The 16984-nt window shown below is 72.4% G+C and carries 18 protein-coding genes; 7 read left to right on the forward strand and 11 right to left on the reverse strand.

Annotated elements, in window-relative coordinates; genetic code table 11:
- Positions 1-92: 92 nt before the first annotated feature.
- The gene (locus ACFVGS_RS19145; protein ID WP_385693156.1) at positions 93-779 is read right to left on the reverse strand and encodes an HAD family hydrolase; all 687 of its coding nucleotides are present in this window, start codon (positions 777-779) and stop codon (positions 93-95) included.
- A 137-nt stretch (positions 780-916) separates the two neighbouring features.
- Between ACFVGS_RS19145 and ACFVGS_RS19150 the strand changes: the two genes are divergently transcribed.
- The 6 genes from ACFVGS_RS19150 to ACFVGS_RS19175 all read left to right on the forward strand — a co-directional run bounded on the left by ACFVGS_RS19150 (position 917) and on the right by ACFVGS_RS19175 (position 7067).
- Positions 917-1450 (forward strand): carboxymuconolactone decarboxylase family protein, encoded by a 534-nt coding sequence (locus tag ACFVGS_RS19150; RefSeq protein ID WP_385693108.1) that lies wholly within the window; start codon positions 917-919, stop codon positions 1448-1450.
- Between the two features lie 137 nt (positions 1451-1587).
- On the forward strand, positions 1588-2049 hold the full coding sequence (locus ACFVGS_RS19155; RefSeq protein WP_384411042.1) for a GreA/GreB family elongation factor: 462 nt from the start codon (positions 1588-1590) through the stop codon (positions 2047-2049).
- Positions 2050-2419: 370 nt separating this feature from the next.
- Positions 2420-4936 carry an ATP-dependent Clp protease ATP-binding subunit gene (locus ACFVGS_RS19160; protein WP_385693109.1) on the forward strand — a complete coding sequence of 839 codons (2517 nt, stop codon included), beginning with the start codon at positions 2420-2422 and terminating at the stop codon, positions 4934-4936.
- 118 nt (positions 4937-5054) lie between these two features.
- Entirely contained in the window at positions 5055-5687 is a 633-nt protein-coding gene (locus ACFVGS_RS19165) for a DNA polymerase ligase N-terminal domain-containing protein (protein WP_385693110.1), read from the forward strand.
- Complete coding sequence (ligD, locus tag ACFVGS_RS19170; protein WP_385693111.1) at positions 5684-6607, forward strand: non-homologous end-joining DNA ligase; 924 nt, start codon at positions 5684-5686, stop codon at positions 6605-6607. The genes ACFVGS_RS19165 and ligD overlap by 4 nt, the downstream gene beginning before the upstream one ends.
- Positions 6608-6623: 16 nt before the next feature.
- Positions 6624-7067, forward strand: a complete 444-nt coding sequence (locus ACFVGS_RS19175; RefSeq protein ID WP_385693112.1) for a hypothetical protein — start codon at positions 6624-6626, stop codon at positions 7065-7067.
- A 74-nt stretch (positions 7068-7141) separates the two neighbouring features.
- Here the strand turns inward: ACFVGS_RS19175 and ACFVGS_RS19180 are convergent, their stop codons facing one another.
- From ACFVGS_RS19180 to ACFVGS_RS19210, 7 genes are all read right to left on the reverse strand, one after another.
- Positions 7142-8071, reverse strand: coding sequence for a Ku protein (locus ACFVGS_RS19180; RefSeq protein WP_384411029.1), 930 nt, complete (start codon positions 8069-8071; stop codon positions 7142-7144).
- A 96-nt stretch (positions 8072-8167) separates the two neighbouring features.
- Complete coding sequence (locus tag ACFVGS_RS19185) at positions 8168-8806, reverse strand: contact-dependent growth inhibition system immunity protein (protein ID WP_384411026.1); 639 nt, start codon at positions 8804-8806, stop codon at positions 8168-8170.
- 8 nt (positions 8807-8814) lie between these two features.
- Positions 8815-9165, reverse strand: coding sequence for an RNase A-like domain-containing protein (locus ACFVGS_RS19190; RefSeq protein ID WP_384411023.1), 351 nt, complete (start codon positions 9163-9165; stop codon positions 8815-8817).
- A 13-nt stretch (positions 9166-9178) separates the two neighbouring features.
- A complete protein-coding gene (locus ACFVGS_RS19195) occupies positions 9179-9481 on the reverse strand; it encodes a WXG100 family type VII secretion target (RefSeq protein ID WP_384411020.1) in 303 nt (100 codons plus the stop codon).
- Positions 9482-9557: 76 nt separating this feature from the next.
- Positions 9558-9965 carry a WXG100 family type VII secretion target gene (locus ACFVGS_RS19200; RefSeq protein ID WP_385693113.1) on the reverse strand — a complete coding sequence of 136 codons (408 nt, stop codon included), beginning with the start codon at positions 9963-9965 and terminating at the stop codon, positions 9558-9560.
- A 36-nt stretch (positions 9966-10001) separates the two neighbouring features.
- A complete protein-coding gene (locus ACFVGS_RS19205) occupies positions 10002-10661 on the reverse strand; it encodes a hypothetical protein (RefSeq protein ID WP_384411014.1) in 660 nt (219 codons plus the stop codon).
- 10 nt (positions 10662-10671) lie between these two features.
- Entirely contained in the window at positions 10672-12387 is a 1716-nt protein-coding gene (locus ACFVGS_RS19210; protein WP_384411011.1) for an RNase A-like domain-containing protein, read from the reverse strand.
- On the opposite strand from ACFVGS_RS19210, the gene ACFVGS_RS19215 reads away from it, so the two are divergent.
- A complete protein-coding gene (locus ACFVGS_RS19215) occupies positions 12380-12754 on the forward strand; it encodes a hypothetical protein (RefSeq protein ID WP_385693114.1) in 375 nt (124 codons plus the stop codon). The genes ACFVGS_RS19210 and ACFVGS_RS19215 overlap by 8 nt on opposite strands.
- A 167-nt stretch (positions 12755-12921) precedes the next feature.
- On the opposite strand, the gene ACFVGS_RS19220 is transcribed toward ACFVGS_RS19215, so the two are convergent.
- From ACFVGS_RS19220 to ACFVGS_RS19230, 3 genes are all read right to left on the reverse strand, one after another.
- Positions 12922-13806 carry a geranyl diphosphate 2-C-methyltransferase gene (locus tag ACFVGS_RS19220; RefSeq protein WP_384411005.1) on the reverse strand — a complete coding sequence of 295 codons (885 nt, stop codon included), beginning with the start codon at positions 13804-13806 and terminating at the stop codon, positions 12922-12924.
- A gap of 17 nt (positions 13807-13823) precedes the next feature.
- On the reverse strand, positions 13824-15140 hold the full coding sequence (locus ACFVGS_RS19225; RefSeq protein ID WP_385693115.1) for a family 2 encapsulin nanocompartment cargo protein terpene cyclase: 1317 nt from the start codon (positions 15138-15140) through the stop codon (positions 13824-13826).
- Between the two features lie 89 nt (positions 15141-15229).
- Positions 15230-16645 carry a family 2B encapsulin nanocompartment shell protein gene (locus ACFVGS_RS19230; RefSeq protein WP_384410999.1) on the reverse strand — a complete coding sequence of 472 codons (1416 nt, stop codon included), beginning with the start codon at positions 16643-16645 and terminating at the stop codon, positions 15230-15232.
- Between the last annotated feature and the right edge of the window lie 339 nt (positions 16646-16984).

A 16984-nucleotide genomic window follows, 5' to 3' on the forward strand; every position in this document is an offset into this window, starting at 1 on the left:
AGGCGCACCCAGGGGGTGTCTCGTCGCGAGCCCGGCATGAGCGGCGAGGCATCCCCTAGGGCCTGTCCGACGGATCAGGGCCGGACAAGGCCCTAAGCCGTGCCGCCGAGCAGCCCGAAGACCGGGAGGAGTCCGTGCGGGCGGCGGTCGACGGGCAGGTGGTCGACGTAGTGCACCCGGGCGCCGAGCGCCTCGGCGCCTCCGTCGGCTCGGCGGTCGTCGCCGACCATCAGGGTCTCGGCCGGGGTGAGGCCCAGCCGTTCGCACGCGAAGCGGAAGATGGCGGGGTCCGGCTTCTGGACGCCGACCTCGAAGGAGAGGGCGTAGACGTCGACCCATGCGTCGAGCCCGTGCGCGCGGAAGACCGGGCGCAGGTCCCAGCCGATGTTGCTGACCACGGCCACGGAGACGCCGCCGCGGCTCAGTTCGCCGAGGGTGCGGGCGGTGTCGGGGTACGGCTGCCAGGCCTCGGGGCACTTGTGGCGCTCGTAGAGGGCGTGGGCCAGCGCCGGGTCGGTGACGCCGGCCTCGTGGATCAGGGCGGTGTACGCGGCGCGGTGCCGCTCGGCGTCGAGGTCCCGCTCCCGCCACAGCTTCTCCAGCCGCCCGGGCACCCGCACCGGTGCCGGGCCGCCGGGCAGGGCGCCGTAGTGGGTGAGGCGTTCCACGGTGCGGGCGAACTCGTCGCCGGAGAGCCGGACCTCGGCACGGGCGAGGACGGCGTCCAGCCAGTGGGCGGTGGACTCGACGCGCAGCAGGGTGCCGGAGAAGTCGAACATGACGCCTTTGATCACCCCTCGATCGTAGAACGGCCCGCCGGGAACTCCCGTACCGACGCTCGCGTTATACCCCCCAAGGGTATGCAGCCCGCAGCCCGTGCAGATCTCGGACACCGTACGTACGACCAGGAGGCAAGGTGCGACGACTGACCGCGCTCCGGCCCGAGCAGGCCACCGGCAAGGCACGCGAACTGCTCGCCGACATCGTCGAGCGGCACGGCTCGGCCGGCGAGATGGTCTCCACGATGGCCCACTCGCCGGCCGTCCTGGAGGGCTATCTGAGCCTTTCCCGGGCGATGAAGCGGGTGAGGATCCCGCGGCCGCTGAGCGAGAAGATCTCGCTCGCCGTGCAGGAGTGGATCGGCTGCGGCACCTGCCGCGAGGCCCATGTGGCGGCGGCCCGCGACGCGGGGCTGACGGAGGACGACATCGAGCTGGCCCGCCAGGGCACCTCGACGGACGCCCGCGAGGCTGCGCTCATCGCGGTCGCCCTGCGCGTCCTCGCCGAGCCGGGCGCGCTGGCCGACGAGGACGTGGCGGAGCTGCGGGCGCACGGCTGGAGCGACCGGATCATCGCCGAGGTGGTCGGCGTGGTCACCCTGAACCTGCTGACCGGCGCCTTCAACCTGCTGGCCGGCATCCAGCCGGAACCGGCGGAGGCGGACGCCTGACGGGACGGCGGCCCGGGCACCCTGGCGGGCCCGTCACCCCCGGGTACCGGATTGCCGGGGGTGACGGGCGGTGCGGTAATGGAGACGCCGGCCCTCCGGCCGCGCGTCCCACCGGCGACACCGAGCAGGGAGCAGGTATGACCGACGGTCCCGAGCCCATCAGTGCCGACGCCCTCCGGGCACTCCGGCAGGAGCTCGCCGAACTGCGGGCCCAACGCCGGGCGGTGGCGGCCACCCTGCGTGACGACAACCCGGTCGGCGACCGGGCCGACGACGCCGACGAACTGCGGCGGGCCGACGACCTCGACCGGCTCGACCGGGAGATCGCGGGGATCGAGGCACGGCTCGACGAGGGCGCCGCCGCCCCCGCACCGTCGGCCGTCGAGGTGGGCGTGGGCAGCACCGTCACCGTGCGCTTCGAGGACGGCGGCGAGTCGACCGTGCACCTCGGCGAACTGGCCGACGCGGACGACCCGGCCCTGGTGACCTCGGACAGCCCGCTGGGCTCCGCGCTGCTCGGCCGGCGCGCCGGCGACACCGTCACGTACCGGACGCCCGGCGGCCCGATGAGCGCGGTCGTCGTCTCCGTCGGCGACTGAGGGACGGCCGGGTTCCGGCACGGCGCCGGGCCGCCCGGGCGGCGGCGCCTCGGAGCCCGGGCCGCCCGGGCGGCGGCGCGTCGGAGCTCGCGCCGCCGTGAGCTCCCGGGAGGTGCTCGCCTCGTTCACCCTTCCGCCGCGCGGGCACGCCGCCGTACGGCGGTGGACCGCGGCCGTGACGGACGGTGACGTACGGTCTGATATGCACGTTTCCGCCCGTCTCCGGCCGGTGCACCGGCGCCCGCCGTCACCGGTCCCGCTCCGGCCCGGGACCCCGCGTTGCGGGGCGGGAACGGCCGGGTTTGAGTGGGTCTGACCCCCACCCGGACAGTCCGCGCGGTGGGTGACCCCACCCCGTCAGGAGCTTCAGATGTCGATGGCGTTCGGTTCGCCCTTCGGTTCCTCCGATCCGTTCAGCGACCTGCTGAACCGGTTCTTCGGTATGTCGCCCGCGTCCTCGCCCCCGGCCGTCCAGCGGGTGCCCATCGGACGCCTCCTGACGGAGTCCTCGCACGAACTCCTCAACCAGGCGGCACGGAAGGCGGTCCAGGACGGCACGAGGGACCTCGACACCGAGCACCTGCTGTGGGCGGCCACGCAGGTCGAGCCCTCCCGCCGGATCCTCGACGAGGCCGGCGTGAGCCCGGAGAAGCTGGCCGAGCAGATCGCCCAGGTGCTCCCCCGCGAGTCCCGCGAACCGTCCGCCGAACCCGGGCTCACACCGGCGGCCAAGCGCACCCTCGCCGCCGCCCACGCCTACGCCCAGGCCTCGGGCGTCTCGTACATCGGCCCCGAGCACATCCTCGGCGCCCTGCTCCGCGACCCCGACTCGGGCGCCACCCGCTTCCTGCGCGCCGAGGACCTGGACGTGCAGAAGCTGCGCGGCCTCGCCGAGCAGGCCTCGCGCCCGGAGAGCGCGCCCGCCGCGCCCAGGGAGCCGGCCACCACGCTCGACGAGTTCGGCCGTGACCTGACCGAGGAGGCGAAGGCGGGCCGCCTCGACCCGGTGGTCGGCCGGGCCGAGGAGATCGAGCAGACCGTGGAGATCCTGTCCCGGCGCTCCAAGAACAACCCGGTGCTCATCGGCGAGCCCGGTGTCGGCAAGACCGCCATCGTCGAGGGCCTCGCCCAGCGGATCGTGGCGGGCGAGGTGCCCGACACCCTCAAGGACAAGCGGGTCGTCTCGCTCGACCTGTCCGGGATGGTGGCGGGCGCCCAGTACCGCGGCCAGTTCGAGGAGCGCCTCAAGAAGGTCATCGAGGACGTCCAGCGCGCCGAGGGCGACATCATCCTCTTCATCGACGAGCTGCACACCGTCGTCGGCGCGGGCGCGACCGGCGAGGGCTCGATGGACGCGGGCAACATGCTCAAGCCCGCCCTCGCCCGCGGCGAGCTGCACGTCGTCGGCGCGACCACCATCGACGAGTACCGCAAGCACGTCGAGAAGGACGCCGCACTCGAACGCCGCTTCCAGCCCGTCCTGATCCCCGAGCCCACGGTCGAGGAGACCGTGCAGATCCTCGAAGGACTGCGGGACGCGTACGAGGCCCACCACCAGGTCCGCTTCGCCGACGGCGCCCTCGCGGCGGCCGCCGAGCTGTCCGACCGCTACATCAGCGACCGCTTCCTGCCCGACAAGGCGATCGACCTCATGGACCAGGCGGGCGCCCGGGTCCGGCTGCGCAGCGCGGGCCGCTCCACCGAGGTCGTCGGCCTCGAGGACACGCTCGCCCGGCTGCGCCGCGAGAAGGACCAGGCGGTCGCGGGCGAGGAGTTCGAGAAGGCCGCGGAGCTGAAGCAGCGGATCGCCGAGGCGGAGGGCGAGCTGGCGGGGATCGAGGAGCGCCGCGAGGGCGTCGTGTCGGTCACCGCGTCCGACATCGCCGACATCGTCTCCCGTCGCACCGGCATCCCCGTCTCCCAGCTCACCACGAGCGAGAAGGAACGCCTCCTCCGGCTGGAGGAGGAGATGCACGCCCGGATCGTCGGCCAGGACGAGGCGGTCACCGCGGTCTCCGAGGCGGTCCGCCGCAACCGCGCGGGCATGGGCGACCCGAACCGCCCCGTCGGCTCCTTCCTCTTCCTCGGCCCCACGGGCGTCGGCAAGACCGAACTCGCCAAGACCCTGGCCGAACTGCTCTTCGGCGACGAGAACCGCATGATCCGCTTCGACATGAGCGAGTTCCAGGAGAAGCACACCGTCGCGCGCCTCGTCGGCGCGCCTCCCGGGTACGTGGGATACGAGGAGGCCGGCCAGCTCACCGAGAAGGTGCGCCGGCAGCCGTACAGCGTCGTGCTGTTCGACGAGGTGGAGAAGGCGCACCCGGACGTCTTCAACACGCTGCTGCAGATCCTGGACGACGGCCGGCTGACGGACGGCCAGGGCCGCACGGTGGACTTCCGCCACTGCGTGGTCATCATGACGTCCAACATCGGCGCGCACCGGATCCTCGCCCACGAGGGCGACGCGGCGGAGCTGAAGGACGAGCTGATGGAGGACCTGCGGGGCCGGTTCCTGCCGGAGTTCCTCAACCGCATCGACGACATCATCGTCTTCCACAGCCTCACCGAGCAGGACCTCACGCGGATCGTCGAGCACCTCCTCGACCGCAGCCGGCACCGGGTCCACGCCCAGGGCCTCGGGCTTGAGGTCACCGAGTCGGCCAAGAAGCTCCTCGTCGCCCACGGCTACCAGCCCGAGTTCGGCGCCCGCCCGCTGCGCCGCACCATCCAGACCGAGCTGGACAACCGGATCGCCTCCCTGCTGCTGGGCGGGGAGGCCGATCCCGGCGACACGATCGTCGCCGACGTGATCGGGGACTCGCTGCACTGCACCATCCGCAGGAGCGGGGATTCGGCGCGGGCGTCCGCAGCGGCCGCCGGGTGACCGGGCAGCCGCCGCGGGGCGGAGCAGCCGCCGGGGGGCGGAGACGGCGGAGTAGCCGGCGGGTCACGGGGTAGCCGCCGGGTGACGGAAGACGATCTCACGCCGTGAGGAGGAGACCGTGGGTCCCACGCGTGCGCTGAACGAGTACCACCGGCGCCGGGACTTCTCCCGGACCGCCGAACCGCGTGGCGGAGACGCGGCCGCGGCACCCGGCGGACCGCCCTCGTTCGTGGTCCAGATCCACGACGCGACGGCGATGCACTTCGACTTCCGGCTGGAGGTCGACGGGGTGCTGCGGTCCTGGGCCGTGCCCAAGGGCCCCTCGGCCGATCCGCAGGACAAGCGCCTCGCCATGCCCACCGAGGACCACCCGCTGGAGTACCGCGACTTCGAGGGCGTGATCGCGCCCGGCGAGTACGGCGCCGGCACGGTCATCGTCTGGGACGAGGGCACGTACCGGAACCTGTCCGAGGACCGGCGCGGCCGGGAGGTCCCGTTCGCCGAGGCCCTGGACGGCGGACACGCATCGTTCTGGCTGGACGGCCGGAAGCTCCACGGCGGCTACGCGCTGACCCGCATCCGCGGCGACGGCTCGGGCCGGGAGGCATGGCTGCTCGTCAAGCGCGCCGACCGGCGGGCACGGGAGGACGGCGGCACCGATCCGCACCGCGCCCGGTCGGCCCGCACCGGCCGTACCCTGCGCCAGGTCGCCGGCGACCACGAAGGCGCCGGGAACGGGCAGGGGTCGTGAGCGCGGCGCGCGGCACGGCGGACGCCGTACGGGTCGGACGGCGCACGGTCGAGGTGCCGCGGCCCGACAAGGTGCTGTTCCCCGCCGACGGGCTGACCAAGGCCGATCTGGCCGACTACTACCGCCGGGTCGCCCGGCACATGGTGCCGCACCTGCGCGGCCGCCCGCTGATGCTGGAACGCCACCCCGACGGCATCGACGACTCCGGCTTCATGCAGAAGGACGTGCCCGAGCACTTCCCCGACTGGCTGGCCCGCGCGGAACTGCCCAAGGCGGACGGCTCCGTCACCTACGCCCTCTGCGACGACGCCGCCTCGCTCGTCTACCTCGCGGGCCAGGCCTGCGTCACCCCGCACCGCTGGCTGTCCCGCGCCGACCGCCCCGACCGCCCCGACCGGCTGGTCTTCGACCTCGACCCGCCGGGCGACGACTTCGCGTCCGTGCTCCGGGCCGCCCGCCGGCTGCGCGCGCTCCTCGACGACCTGGAACTGCCCTCCCTGCCGATGACGACCGGCTCGCGCGGGCTGCACGTCGTGGTGCCGCTGCTGCGCCGGGACACCTTCGACGAGGTACGGGCCTTCGCCCGCGAGCTGGCCGAACTGCTGGCCGCCCGGCACCCGGACGAACTGACCACCGCGGCACGCAAGAAGGACCGCCGCGGGCGGCTCTACCTGGACGTCCAGCGCAACGGCTACGGGCAGACCGCCGTCACCCCCTATGCCGTACGGGCCCGTCCCGGCGCCCCCGTCGCGGCGCCGCTGGACTGGGCCGAGCTCGACGAACCCGGCCTCACGGCACGCCGCTGGACCCTGCGGGACGCCGAGGAACTGCTCGACCGCGAGCCCTGGCGCGACGCGCCGCGCGGCCACTCCGCCGGGGCGGCGCGACGGCGGCTCGCCGCACTCGGCGAAGGCGGGTGAGGGTGCCATGACGCGCGTGACGGTCGAAGGAAGCGAGATCGTGGTCCGCCTCGGACCGCGCGAGGCGCTGGCCGCCCGGCGTCGTACGGTACGGCTGCCCGTCTCGGCGCTGCGCGCCGTCGGCGTGGAGACCAGCTGGTGGCGCGTCCTGCGCGGCGAGGCGGCCCGCGGCGTGTGGCTGCCGGGCCACTGCGTGGGCGAGCGGCGCGGCCCGGCCGGCCGGGACTTCGTCGCGGTACGGGCCGAGGCACCGGCCCTGCAGATGGACCTGGGCCCGGCCTCGCCGTACGCCCGGGTGGCCGTCTCGGTCCCCGACCCCGAACCCACCGAACGCGCCCTGCGCGTGCTCGTGCCGAAGGACGCGGTGGAACCGACCGACGGGCGCGAGCCGACCGACCGGTCCGAGCCGACCGGGAGGCCGGAGGAGACCGAGGGGCCCGAGGAGACCGATACACCGTAGTGGTGCCGCAACACCGTAGTGGTGCCTTCCCCCAGGCACAGCCAGGTCCCCTCCTCAAACACACTGGGGCACACTCAGGCGGCCTGCCGGCCGGCCCGCTCCAGGGCCTTGATCAGCTCGTCGCGCTTCATGCCCGAGCGGCCGGGGATCCCGGCGGCCGAGGCCCGCTCGTACAGTTCGGCCTTCGTCAGCTCCGAGAGGCCGGACTCCTTCCGGCCCCGCTTGTCACGGGCCCGTTCGACGCTCGCGCGCAGCGCCTCGGTCAGGTCGACGACGTTGGTCGCCTCCGCCGCCGGCTCGGCCTTCTCGACGGTCTCGCCGGCCTTCTTCGCCTCGATCAGGGCGGCGACCTTGTCGCGGTAGGTGTCGTGGAACTCCTCGGGATCCCAGTCCATCGCGAGCGCGTCGACGAGCTGCTCCGCCATCCGCGTCTCCTTCGCGCCGGCCGAGGTCCGGGACGCCGGCAGGTCGGGAACCTCCTCGCGGGGGTTCCGGATCTCGTCGGCCCAGTGCAGCGTGTGGAGGGTCAGGATGCCCTCCTCGGACTTGAGCGCCACCAGGTACTCGCGGCCCCGCATGACGAAGGTGGCCACGCCCGCCCGGTTGGTCTTCGCCAGGGCCCGCTCCAGCAGGGCGTACACCTTGGCGTACTCCTTGCTCTTGGGCCCCAGGTAGTAGGTCCGGTCGAAGAAGATCGGATCGATGGCGTCCAGGTCCACGAACCCGCTGATCTCCAGCGCCTTCGAACGTCCGGGCGCGATCTCGTCGAGCTCGTCGGGCTCGACGAGGACGTACTCGTCACCCGTGTCGAAGCCCTTGACGATGTCGTCGGGCTCCACCTCCTCACCGGTCCGCTCGTTCACCCGCCGGTTGCGGATCCGGTCGGAGGTCCCGCGCTGCAGCTGGTGGAAACGCAGCGTGTGCGCGGAGGTGGCGGTGTACAGCCCGACGGGAACACTGACGAGCCCGAAACTGAGCACCCCGGTCCATATCGGTCTGGCCATGCCTCTCACCACCGCGGCCGTACGGGCCCCCGCTGTTTCGCGACTGCCCGCCGTGCGCCGGAGGGAAACGGCCGGCCGAAACGGCCGGCCGCCGGCTCAGCCGCGCAGGCGCAGGGCGAGGGAGGTGAGCCAGGCTCCGGGAGTGAAGGAGGCCGGCGGCACGACCTCGGCACCGAGGGCGGCCAGGGCCAGGGCGAACTCGTCCTCGTCGAGGGGCAGGGCCAGCAGGTCGTGCAGCTCGCCCGTCAGCTGGGCGACGAGCCCCGCGTCGGTGCCCTCCAGGTAGTCGGCGAGGGCCGCCTCGTGGTCGCCGAACTCCTCCGGCATGTCCTGCGAGAACCAGCCGCCGAGCAGCTGCGCGAGCTCGGGGAAGCGGGCCCGCCACTCCCACGGCGTCGCGGGCGGGGCCGGCGGCGGCGCCTGGCCGTTCGCCAGGCTCTCGTCGAGCCGGTCGGCGAGGCCCGTGAGCCAGTCCCGGATCTCCTCGGGCGGCAGGCCCACGTCGGGCAGCCGGTAGTACTCGCCGAGCCGGAGCCGCAGCCGCCCCGGCGGATTGTCCGCGTAGACGCGCAGCTGCTCGGCGGCGACCGCGATCGCCCAGGGCCGGGTGCGCCAGGTCTGCCGCAGATAGCCGGTCACGGCCTCGGGCGCGTGCGGGCCGAGGCCCAGGTGGGCGCGGACGACCTGGTCGAGCTCGCCGTACTTGCGGTCGTGCTCGGCGGGGTTCAGGGACACGGGGGCCTCTACAGGACGACGGGCAGGGAGGAGTGCACGGTGAAGGGGTACGCGCCGGGCTCGCCGGACGTGTTCCGGCGGAGCACCACCCGGGCCGCGCGCACCGGGATCGGCTCCTGGCCGGTCAGGGCCATCCCGGTGGTGAGCAGCGTGCCCACCGGATCGGGGCGCGAGGGCCAGGCGGCCTCGATGACGAGCCGCTGCCGGGTGGACTGGGCGAGCCAGCGGTGGATGACCTGCTCGTTCAGGGCGATCACCTGCTGGGTGGCCCACTGGGCCGTCGCCCGGTCGGGAAAGGTCGCGGCGCGGTCGGCGCGGGCCGGGACGGGCGGCGCGGCCGGCGCGGACGGCTTCGTCATGTCGGGAGTCACGTCAGGCACCGCCCCAGCCGCGCAGGGTGGCCCGCTGGGCGGCGGAGTAGTTGGCGTGCCCGGTGGTGACGATGGCGTGCAGCCACTTCTGCGCGGCCTGCAGGTCCTCCATCTGCCGGTCCCAGCGGTCGAGCTCGTCCACGAAGGCCTCGCGTGCCTCGCCCTGCCAGGCGAGGACGACCGGCACCGTGCGGTCGTAGAGCGCACCCAGCTTCTCGTTGAGCTTCTTCACGATGTCCTCGAGGTCGCCGGCTATCTCGCGCAGTGCGACCAGATCGACGGTGATCGAGCCGTCGTCGTTCACGATTCCCCCTGACTTGCTGACGTGCTGACCTGCTGACTTGCTGACGTGTGCGGATGGGCGGACGGGCGATGGGCGTTCAGAGGTCGTTGATCCTGCTGGTCGGCGCCGGCGCGCCGCCGGTACCGCCGCCCTGTACCTCGCCGGACAGCTCGCGTACCTCGGCGTCGATGTCGACCTTCTTCATCTCGGCCCGGAACTGCCGCAGGATGTCCAGCTCCTGGCGCGTGAACCCGTCCCGGCTCATCCGCACGGCCTTCGCCAGGACTCCCAGGATCTCCCGGACCCGCACGGCGTCCGCACCGGCCTCCCGGTGCAGCTTCCGGTAGGCCGTCGCCGCCTCGCTGCGCCACCGCGCCTCGGCCCGGTCGACGATCGCGTCCATCCGCCGCACCTGTCCGTCGATGTGCGTCCGCATGGCGTCCAGGTCGTCCGCGAGACGCTTCAGGTCCTCGTCCGTCACGTCGAGGTTCGGCTCGGTGGGCATGGCGGCGGCTCCTTCCGTGGCGATGGGTCGGGTGGGTCAGTGCTGCTCGGCGAAGTGGGCGTGGACGGCGTCGAGGAGCAGCCGCAGCCGGGCGCTCGTCACCGACGGCATGACGGGCGCGAAGGCCGCGTCGAGCTCGGCGGGCGAACGGAACATGCACAGGACGCGCTGGAGCTGGCCGGCGAGATCCGCGATCCTGCCGTGGCAGTCGGGGTGGTCCATGGCGACCAGGTCACGAGCCTCCGCCTCCGGGTCCCTGTCGTACTCACCGGTGGGCAGCTGCGACGCGAACTCGTTGACGACGTCGAAGCGGGCCAGGGCCTCCCACTGCGAGAGCGGCAGTTCGTCGTAGCCCGGGCGGTCGGCGAACCAGGGATCGCGGACGAGCTCGGCCAGCGAGCGCAGGAAGGCGTCGACGGGCTCGTCGCCGGCCGCCCGGGCGAGCCGGTCACGGAACGCGGCCGGCCTGGTGCCGAACCGTTCCGTGCCGTACTCGTCGGCCAGTGCGTCGAGGAGCGAGGCCACGAGGTCGAAGGGCATGACCCAGGCGATCGCGTGGGAGTCCTGCATCAGCCGTGAGAAGCGCTGGAGTTCGTCCTCCAGCGGGGCGGCCCCGGGGTTGCGCGAGGCCACGGCGAGGTCGACGAGGCGGGCGATCACCCCGCTGGTCAGGACGGCGTCGGTGGGTTCGGTCACCTGACGCATGTTAAGGGGCCTTCGGATAGGCGGTGAGCACGTAGAAGGACTTCGACTCCGGCGAGTAGGCGAGGACCACGTGCACCGTGTGGACGTCCTTGGCCCGGGCCTGGTAGCCGGACGCGGCGAAGTCCGCCTGGCTCACCGAGGTGCCGACGGCCACCGGCTGCCCGTTGGTGTCCGTGACCGGGAAGTCCCAGGCCTTGACGGATCCGGGCTTGAAGGTGCCGTCGGCGACCTTGCGCTCCTGGTTGCGCATCCAGGTCTCCAGCTCGGTCTTCTTCGACGGGTCGTTCACCGCGGTCTGCACGTACTGCTCGGCGGACGAGAGGTCGCGGAAGGTCGACGCGTCGGCGCCGCCCTGGTCGCGCAGCCGGTGCATCAGCTGCTGCGGGGTGAGACCGATGTGCTTGTCGATCGTGTGGGCCTCCTTCCCCTCCCTCAGCGCCTCGGGCGGCGGGGGCTGGAAGTCGTTGCGCTCCCACTCCATCGACGCGAGGTCGATGCCGAACCTGGCGTTCGGGTCCCGCGACTGCTCGTTGAGCGGGACGATCGACCGGTCGAACTCGAAGAGCGAGCGTGATCCGAAGGCCTCGGCACGCGCCGACTGCGACTGGAAGGTCGGCACGGCGCGCGAGGCCTCACGCAGCGGGTCGAGCAGCTTCTTCACCACGTCGATCTGCGTGCGCAGCGAGGCCTCGTAGGTGTCGACGGCCTTGTTGACGGCGTCCGTGTCGATGCTGGCCATCACCGCGGCGCCCAGGCCCTTCCACATCTTCTTGAGGCGCTCCACGAGGCCTCCGAAGTCCCTGATGTCGGTGATGTCGAGGAGGGCGACGGCATCCTTGATGGCCTTGTAGAGGATCTCGCGCAGCTCGGTGCGGACCTTCTCGGCGGCCTCCGCGTACGAGCGGATCGCCTGGGCCAGCATCTGGGCCGTGGTGCTGAGGACGCCGAAGACCGGGGTGCTCGTGCCGGCGCCGGTCGCCGGCTTGTGCGCCCATTCGTAGCCGACGGTGCTCTTGCCCCAGGCCGTGGTTCCCCACAGCGAGGACACGAACTGCAGCATCGCCTTGTGCCAGTCCGCGTTGGCGTTGTCCGTGATGGCGTCGATGGTGCCGCTGAGCTGCCCCTGGATGATGCCGATGCCCGTCTGGTACGGCAGCCAGGCCTGGGAGAGCTCGTTGACCTTCAGGTAGTTCGGGAGCGGCAGGATCTCCAGCGCGCGGCCGGTGCGCAGCGCCTGCTCGATCACCGTGCGCATCAGGGAGCCGGGGATGTCGCCGTCGTCGAAGATGTCGGCGAACTCGTCGACGGCGTTGCCGTCGCGGACGCCGAACGGCGGCGGCGCCGCGTACGCCGGCGGCGAGGTGATGACCTGTGGTGGCGCCTGTGGCGCGAAGGGCGGATTGAGCGGGTGGGTGGCCGCGTCCGCCTGCCGGAAGTTGTTGGCCGTGGTGGTGAAGCCGACCGCCGCGCCGCCGATGGCGACCACGGCCTTGGCGTGCACCTCCAGGAGCAGGGCGACGACCGCGGCGTACTGGTTCGCGAACTCGACCGTGACGGTGCCGGATCCGCCGACCTTGGAGTAGCCGGAGTGGACGTCGAGGAACTGCGTGAGCGCCTTGTGGAACGACTGCTGCTCGACGGCGAGGGCCGATGCCACCTGGTACAGGTGGAACGGCTGCACGTCGAAGCCGCCGGGAGCCGTCCACGGGTTGGACACGGCGGGCGGGGTCGCCGGCGGCAGCTGCGGCGGCGGGCCGGAGTGCGGCGGGGTCGGCGGCGCCTGCGGGCTGGGTGACGGCGTCGGCTCGGGGCTGGGCGTGCCCGAGGACGGAGCCGGCGACGGCAGCTGTGAGGTGCCGGGCGTCGGCGTCGTGGTGGGCTGGGGGCTCGGACTCGAACTCGGTCCGGGGCTCGAACTCGGGCTCGGACTGGGGCTCGAGCTCGGGCTGGGGCTCGGCGGCGCGGTGGCGGTCGCGCTCGGGCTCGGCGTGGGCGTGCTCACCGGCGGGCCCCGCCCGTCGCGTGCGCCACGCTCGCCGCGCAGGAGTGCGCGTACGTGCTCGTGCCCCGTTCCCGTCCCATGAGTCCCCCCGGCTCCGTTCCGTCTGCAAACGAAGCTAACAAGGGGAATCATGAAATCGCATGACCGGAAAGGACGTTGAGCGGATGTTGGCCGGATCTCACCCATGACGGAGCCGGGCCTGTCCGAAAAGGGGGCAGACCCGGCTCCTTTCCGCCGGTGGGGCGGCGGTCAGACGCGGTCGGCAGCGATCAGGAGGTACTGGAAGGAGCCGTCCTTGTACGACTCGATGAAGGCCTCCTCGATCCCGGTGACCAGCGAGGACGTGGCCCGCAGCTCCCAGTAGGGCAGGGTCTCGGCGGTCAGGTCGACGACGGCCTGGGGAACCAGACGGTTGTCGGCCATGGCGCGCAGGTACTCGCGGCGGGAGTGGATGTTGCACTCGAAGTGCGCGTTGATCTGGGAGACCCACTTCGAGGGCTGGCCGTAGCGCGGGTTCCAGCAGCCGGTGATGGTGACGTAGCGGCCGCCGACCGCGAGGACCCGGGAGTGCTCGGCGAAGAGGTCGTGCAGGTCGACGTACATGCTGGACTCGTTGTTCCACGAGCCGGCCATCTGCCCGGTCTCGAACGGGGTGTCGAGCATGTTGCACACCCGGGCGTGGACGTGGTCCTCGATGCCGATCTCACCGGCCCGCCGGTTGGCGAAGTCGGCCTGCTTGGCGGAGAGGGTGACGCCCTCCACCTTGCAGCCGAAGCGCTGGTGGGCCATCACCATCGAACCGCCACGCCCGCAGCCCGCGTCCATGAGGGTGTCGTCGGGGTTGATGGTGCCGAGGTGGTCGAGGAGCACCTCGGCCTGGGCCGACTCCAGCCGGTGCAGCTCGGCGATCAGCTTCTTCTCGTACTCGCTGTCCTCGGGGTCGCCGAGGGACGCGTGGTCGATGTCGCCGATGCCGTAGTGGTGGTGGTAGAGCCCGTCCACATCGCCGAGACGCAGGTTCACGGGCCTGGCCTCGTTGTTCCAGTAGCGGGCGATGTCCCCCTGGTAGGGCGTCGCGGGCGCGGGGACGAACGTGGAGGTGCCTTCGGCGGTGGTGAACTCGGTGCTGGTCACAGATAAAAGTCCGTTTCTTACCAGAAGTCGGGCAGGCTGTAGCGGTAGGTGTTGGTCTGGTGCCAGTAGTGGTTGCCGTCGACCCACACGGCCACGCCACGGAGGAAGCGCAGCACGACGGGGGCGGGGCAGGTGGCCGCGAGGGCTGCGGCCTCGGCTTCGAAGGCGTGCATGAGGTCGTTGTGGACCTCGACCGCCTTCAGATAACCCTCCTTGGCGGAGAGGCCCTCGCGCTCGGCGAGCACCACGGGCAGATTGAGGTGCTTGCCGGGACTGTCGAGCTCCTTGGTGTAGGAGTACAGGTCGTTCACGATGGTGGTCGCGTTCCCGGCGAGCGCGATGACCCGCTGCATGGCGGGCTGGGCGTGCAGGTCGGCCGGCAGCTCGTAGCCGCCGACGGTGTCGGTGATGGTCGGGCAGGGGCGGAAGTTGTTGAACTGGCGCATCGCCAGGTACTCCCACACCTCGGGCACGTGGTCGGTCTCGGCCCACGCCGCCTCGGCGAGGTAGCCCATGTGCAGCCGTGCCATGTCGTGCCGGAAGCGGTCGGCCTGGGACGGCGTGGCCAGCCGGCAGAAGTAGTCCATCGCCGAGCGGTAGGCCCGGCGGGGGGCGTCCGACTCGAGCGACTCCCGCCAGGCCGGCGCGTACTCGTCCGTGGTGTGCAGGTGGTCGAGCGCCGTGTGCGCGAGGAGGAGACGGCTGCCGAGCCCGACGGGCGAGCCGCCGTGGTCCTCGCAGTAGACGTCGTCGACCGCGTTCTCCGCGACCATCAGGCGCGTGGCGGCCATCAGGTGGTCGACCGTCGGCGCGTCCGGGTGGCAGGCGACCATGTAGCGCCCGACGGAGAAGCCGTCGAACTGGTCCTCCCACTCCGCCGGGACCGCCTGGACCTCGTCGACCGCCCACTCCTTGATCCGGCGGCTGACCTCCGCCACCCGGGCCGGGTCGGGTTCGGCGACCGGGTGGTGGTAGAGACCGGGAATGGGCGTGCCCGGTGCGGCCGGCGCCTCGCCGGCGGGAGCGGCCGCGGGTACCGGCGGTGCCGGCAGTGGTGCCGGCGGTACCGGCGGCTCCGCCCGCCGGGCCAGGGACAGCGTCGCCGTCCCCAGACCGCTGGGGCCGCGCAGGACGCGTTCCAGCGCGGACTCCGGCGGTACGGGAGCGAGGTCGGCGTCCGTGACGGGGGCCGCGGGCACGGCGGGCGCGGGCGGCGCTTCGACGGGCGCGCTCCCCGCGGACCCGAACGGGGCGGAGGGCGGACCGGGCAGCGGCGGACGGGCGGGCGCCGCGGCCGGACCCGAGGGCAGGGAGGAAAGCCCGGGATCGGGCATCCGTGGCTCCTTGGTGGGATGGTGGGGCCGTCCCGGCCAGGAGAGCCCGGCCCGGCGCGGCCCTCGGACGAATCCTCGCCGCTCGGGCGCTAGTCGCGCCTGCGGGCGATCTGCACGTTCTCCAGCACGCCGAGGGCGTCGGGCACGAGGACGGCGGCGGAGTAGTACGTGGTGACCAGGTACGAGATGATCGCCTGCTCGTTGATGCCCATGAAGCGCACCGAGAGGCCCGGCTCGTACTCCTCCGGCAGTCCGGTCTGGCGCAGACCGATGACGCCCTGGTTGTCCTCGCCGGTACGCATGGCGATGACGGAGCTGGTCTGCTCCTTGGTGATGGGGATCTTGCTGCAGGGCAGGATCGGCACCCCGCGCCAGGCCGGGACGGACTGTCCGCCCACGTCGACGTGGTCCGGGTAGAGCCCGCGGGCGTTGAACTCGCGCCCGATCGCGGCGATCGTCTTCGGGTGGGCGAAGAGGAACTTGGTCCCGCGGCGGCGGCAGAGCAGCTCGTCGAGGTCGTCCGGGGTGGGCGGACCCGAGTGGGTCTGGATCCGCTGCTTGAAGTCGGCGTTGTGCAGCAGACCGAACTCGCGGTTGTTGATGAGCTCGTGCTCCTGGCGCTCGCGCAGCGCCTCGATCGTGAGCCGGAGCTGTTCCTCGGTCTGGTTCATCGGGCCGTTGTAGAGGTCGGCGACCCGGGTGTGGACCCGCAGCACGGTCTGGGCGACGGAGAGCTCGTACTCGCGCGGCTTGAGCTCGTAGTCCACGAAGGCGCCGGGGAGTTCGGCCTCGCCGACGTGGCCGGCCGACATGGCGATCTCCGCCTCGCCGTGCTTGTTCTGCCGCTGCTCGGGCAGCGAGCTGAAGCGCCGGATGTGGTCCGCGAGCGCGGGCGCCTGGGCCTGCACGGCGGCGAAGTCGGCGCGGGAGAGGGTGAGCAGGGTGCCGGGCGTCTCGGCGGTGGCGGTGTAGTCCCACATGGCGTCGGCGTCCAGGAGGGCGTTCTCGCCGAAGCGGTCGCCGTCGGCGAGGACCGCGACCGCGACCTCGTCGCCGTACTTGCCGACGGAGGTCTGGCTGACCCGGCCGTGGGCGATCAGGTGGATCTGCTCGGCGGGCGTGCCGCGCTCGACGATGACCTCTCCGGGGCGGAAGTCGCGCTGGACGCACCGGTCGGCGAGCGCCCTGAGCACCTCCTCGTCGTCGAAGTCGCGCAGCAGGGCGAGTTCGCCGAGTTCCCGGGGGATGACCCGGACGGCGGCGCCGTCCTGGACGAACTCGATGACACCGTCGCCGACGGTGTAGGTCAGTCGGCGGTTGACCCGGTAGGCGCCGCCCTTCGTCTCCACCCACGGCAGCATCCGCAGCAGCCACCGGGAGGTGATCTCCTGCATCTGCGGGGCGGACTTGGTCGTGGTGGCGAGGTTTCGGGCAGCCGCGGTGCTGAGGCTGGACTGCGGCCGAGGCGGCTCCAGCTCCGTGTCCGGGCCGGTCTCAACGGTCATGGGACGAGCGCTCCTTGAAAAGAGGAAAAACCGACACAATCTCTGGGAATCCGTCCAGATCCGTGGGAACAGTAGCGGCCTGCGGACGGCATCCGCCCAGCTGGAACGGGGGCATTACCTCGAAGCAGTGATCTTGCTCGACCCGGGGTTTATCCGGGCCGACGACGACATTCGAGCCACCCGGGGAGAGCCCGCGGGGGCGTGCGGTTCCGGCTTCGCGCCCCTCCGCAACTCCGTTACTCGAAATGCGCTTTGACGATCCCTCAGGTCACCGGCGCGGGAGCGGCGCCACGAGGGCGCACGACGGTGTCCGCCGAACGGGCGGCCGCGCGCACCCGG

Origin of the sequence: Streptomyces sp. NPDC127114, from assembly GCF_042677525.1 — a bacterium.
GTDB lineage: Bacteria > Actinomycetota > Actinomycetes > Streptomycetales > Streptomycetaceae > Streptomyces.

Bases quoted from the DNA above. Each gene is read 5' to 3' on its own strand.
- ACFVGS_RS19145 (WP_385693156.1), bottom strand. From the start codon at position 779: ATGTTCGACTTCTCCGGCACCCTGCTGCGCGTCGAGTCCACCGCCCAC.
- ACFVGS_RS19155 (WP_384411042.1), top strand. From the start codon at position 1,588: ATGACCGACGGTCCCGAGCCCATCAGTGCCGACGCCCTCCGGGCACTC.
- ACFVGS_RS19160 (WP_385693109.1), top strand. From the start codon at position 2,420: ATGTCGATGGCGTTCGGTTCGCCCTTCGGTTCCTCCGATCCGTTCAGC.
- ACFVGS_RS19180 (WP_384411029.1), bottom strand. From the start codon at position 8,071: ATGGCCAGACCGATATGGACCGGGGTGCTCAGTTTCGGGCTCGTCAGT.
- ACFVGS_RS19190 (WP_384411023.1), bottom strand. From the start codon at position 9,165: ATGACGAAGCCGTCCGCGCCGGCCGCGCCGCCCGTCCCGGCCCGCGCC.
- ACFVGS_RS19200 (WP_385693113.1), bottom strand. From the start codon at position 9,965: ATGCCCACCGAGCCGAACCTCGACGTGACGGACGAGGACCTGAAGCGT.
- ACFVGS_RS19225 (WP_385693115.1), bottom strand. From the start codon at position 15,140: ATGCCCGATCCCGGGCTTTCCTCCCTGCCCTCGGGTCCGGCCGCGGCG.
- ACFVGS_RS19230 (WP_384410999.1), bottom strand. From the start codon at position 16,645: ATGACCGTTGAGACCGGCCCGGACACGGAGCTGGAGCCGCCTCGGCCG.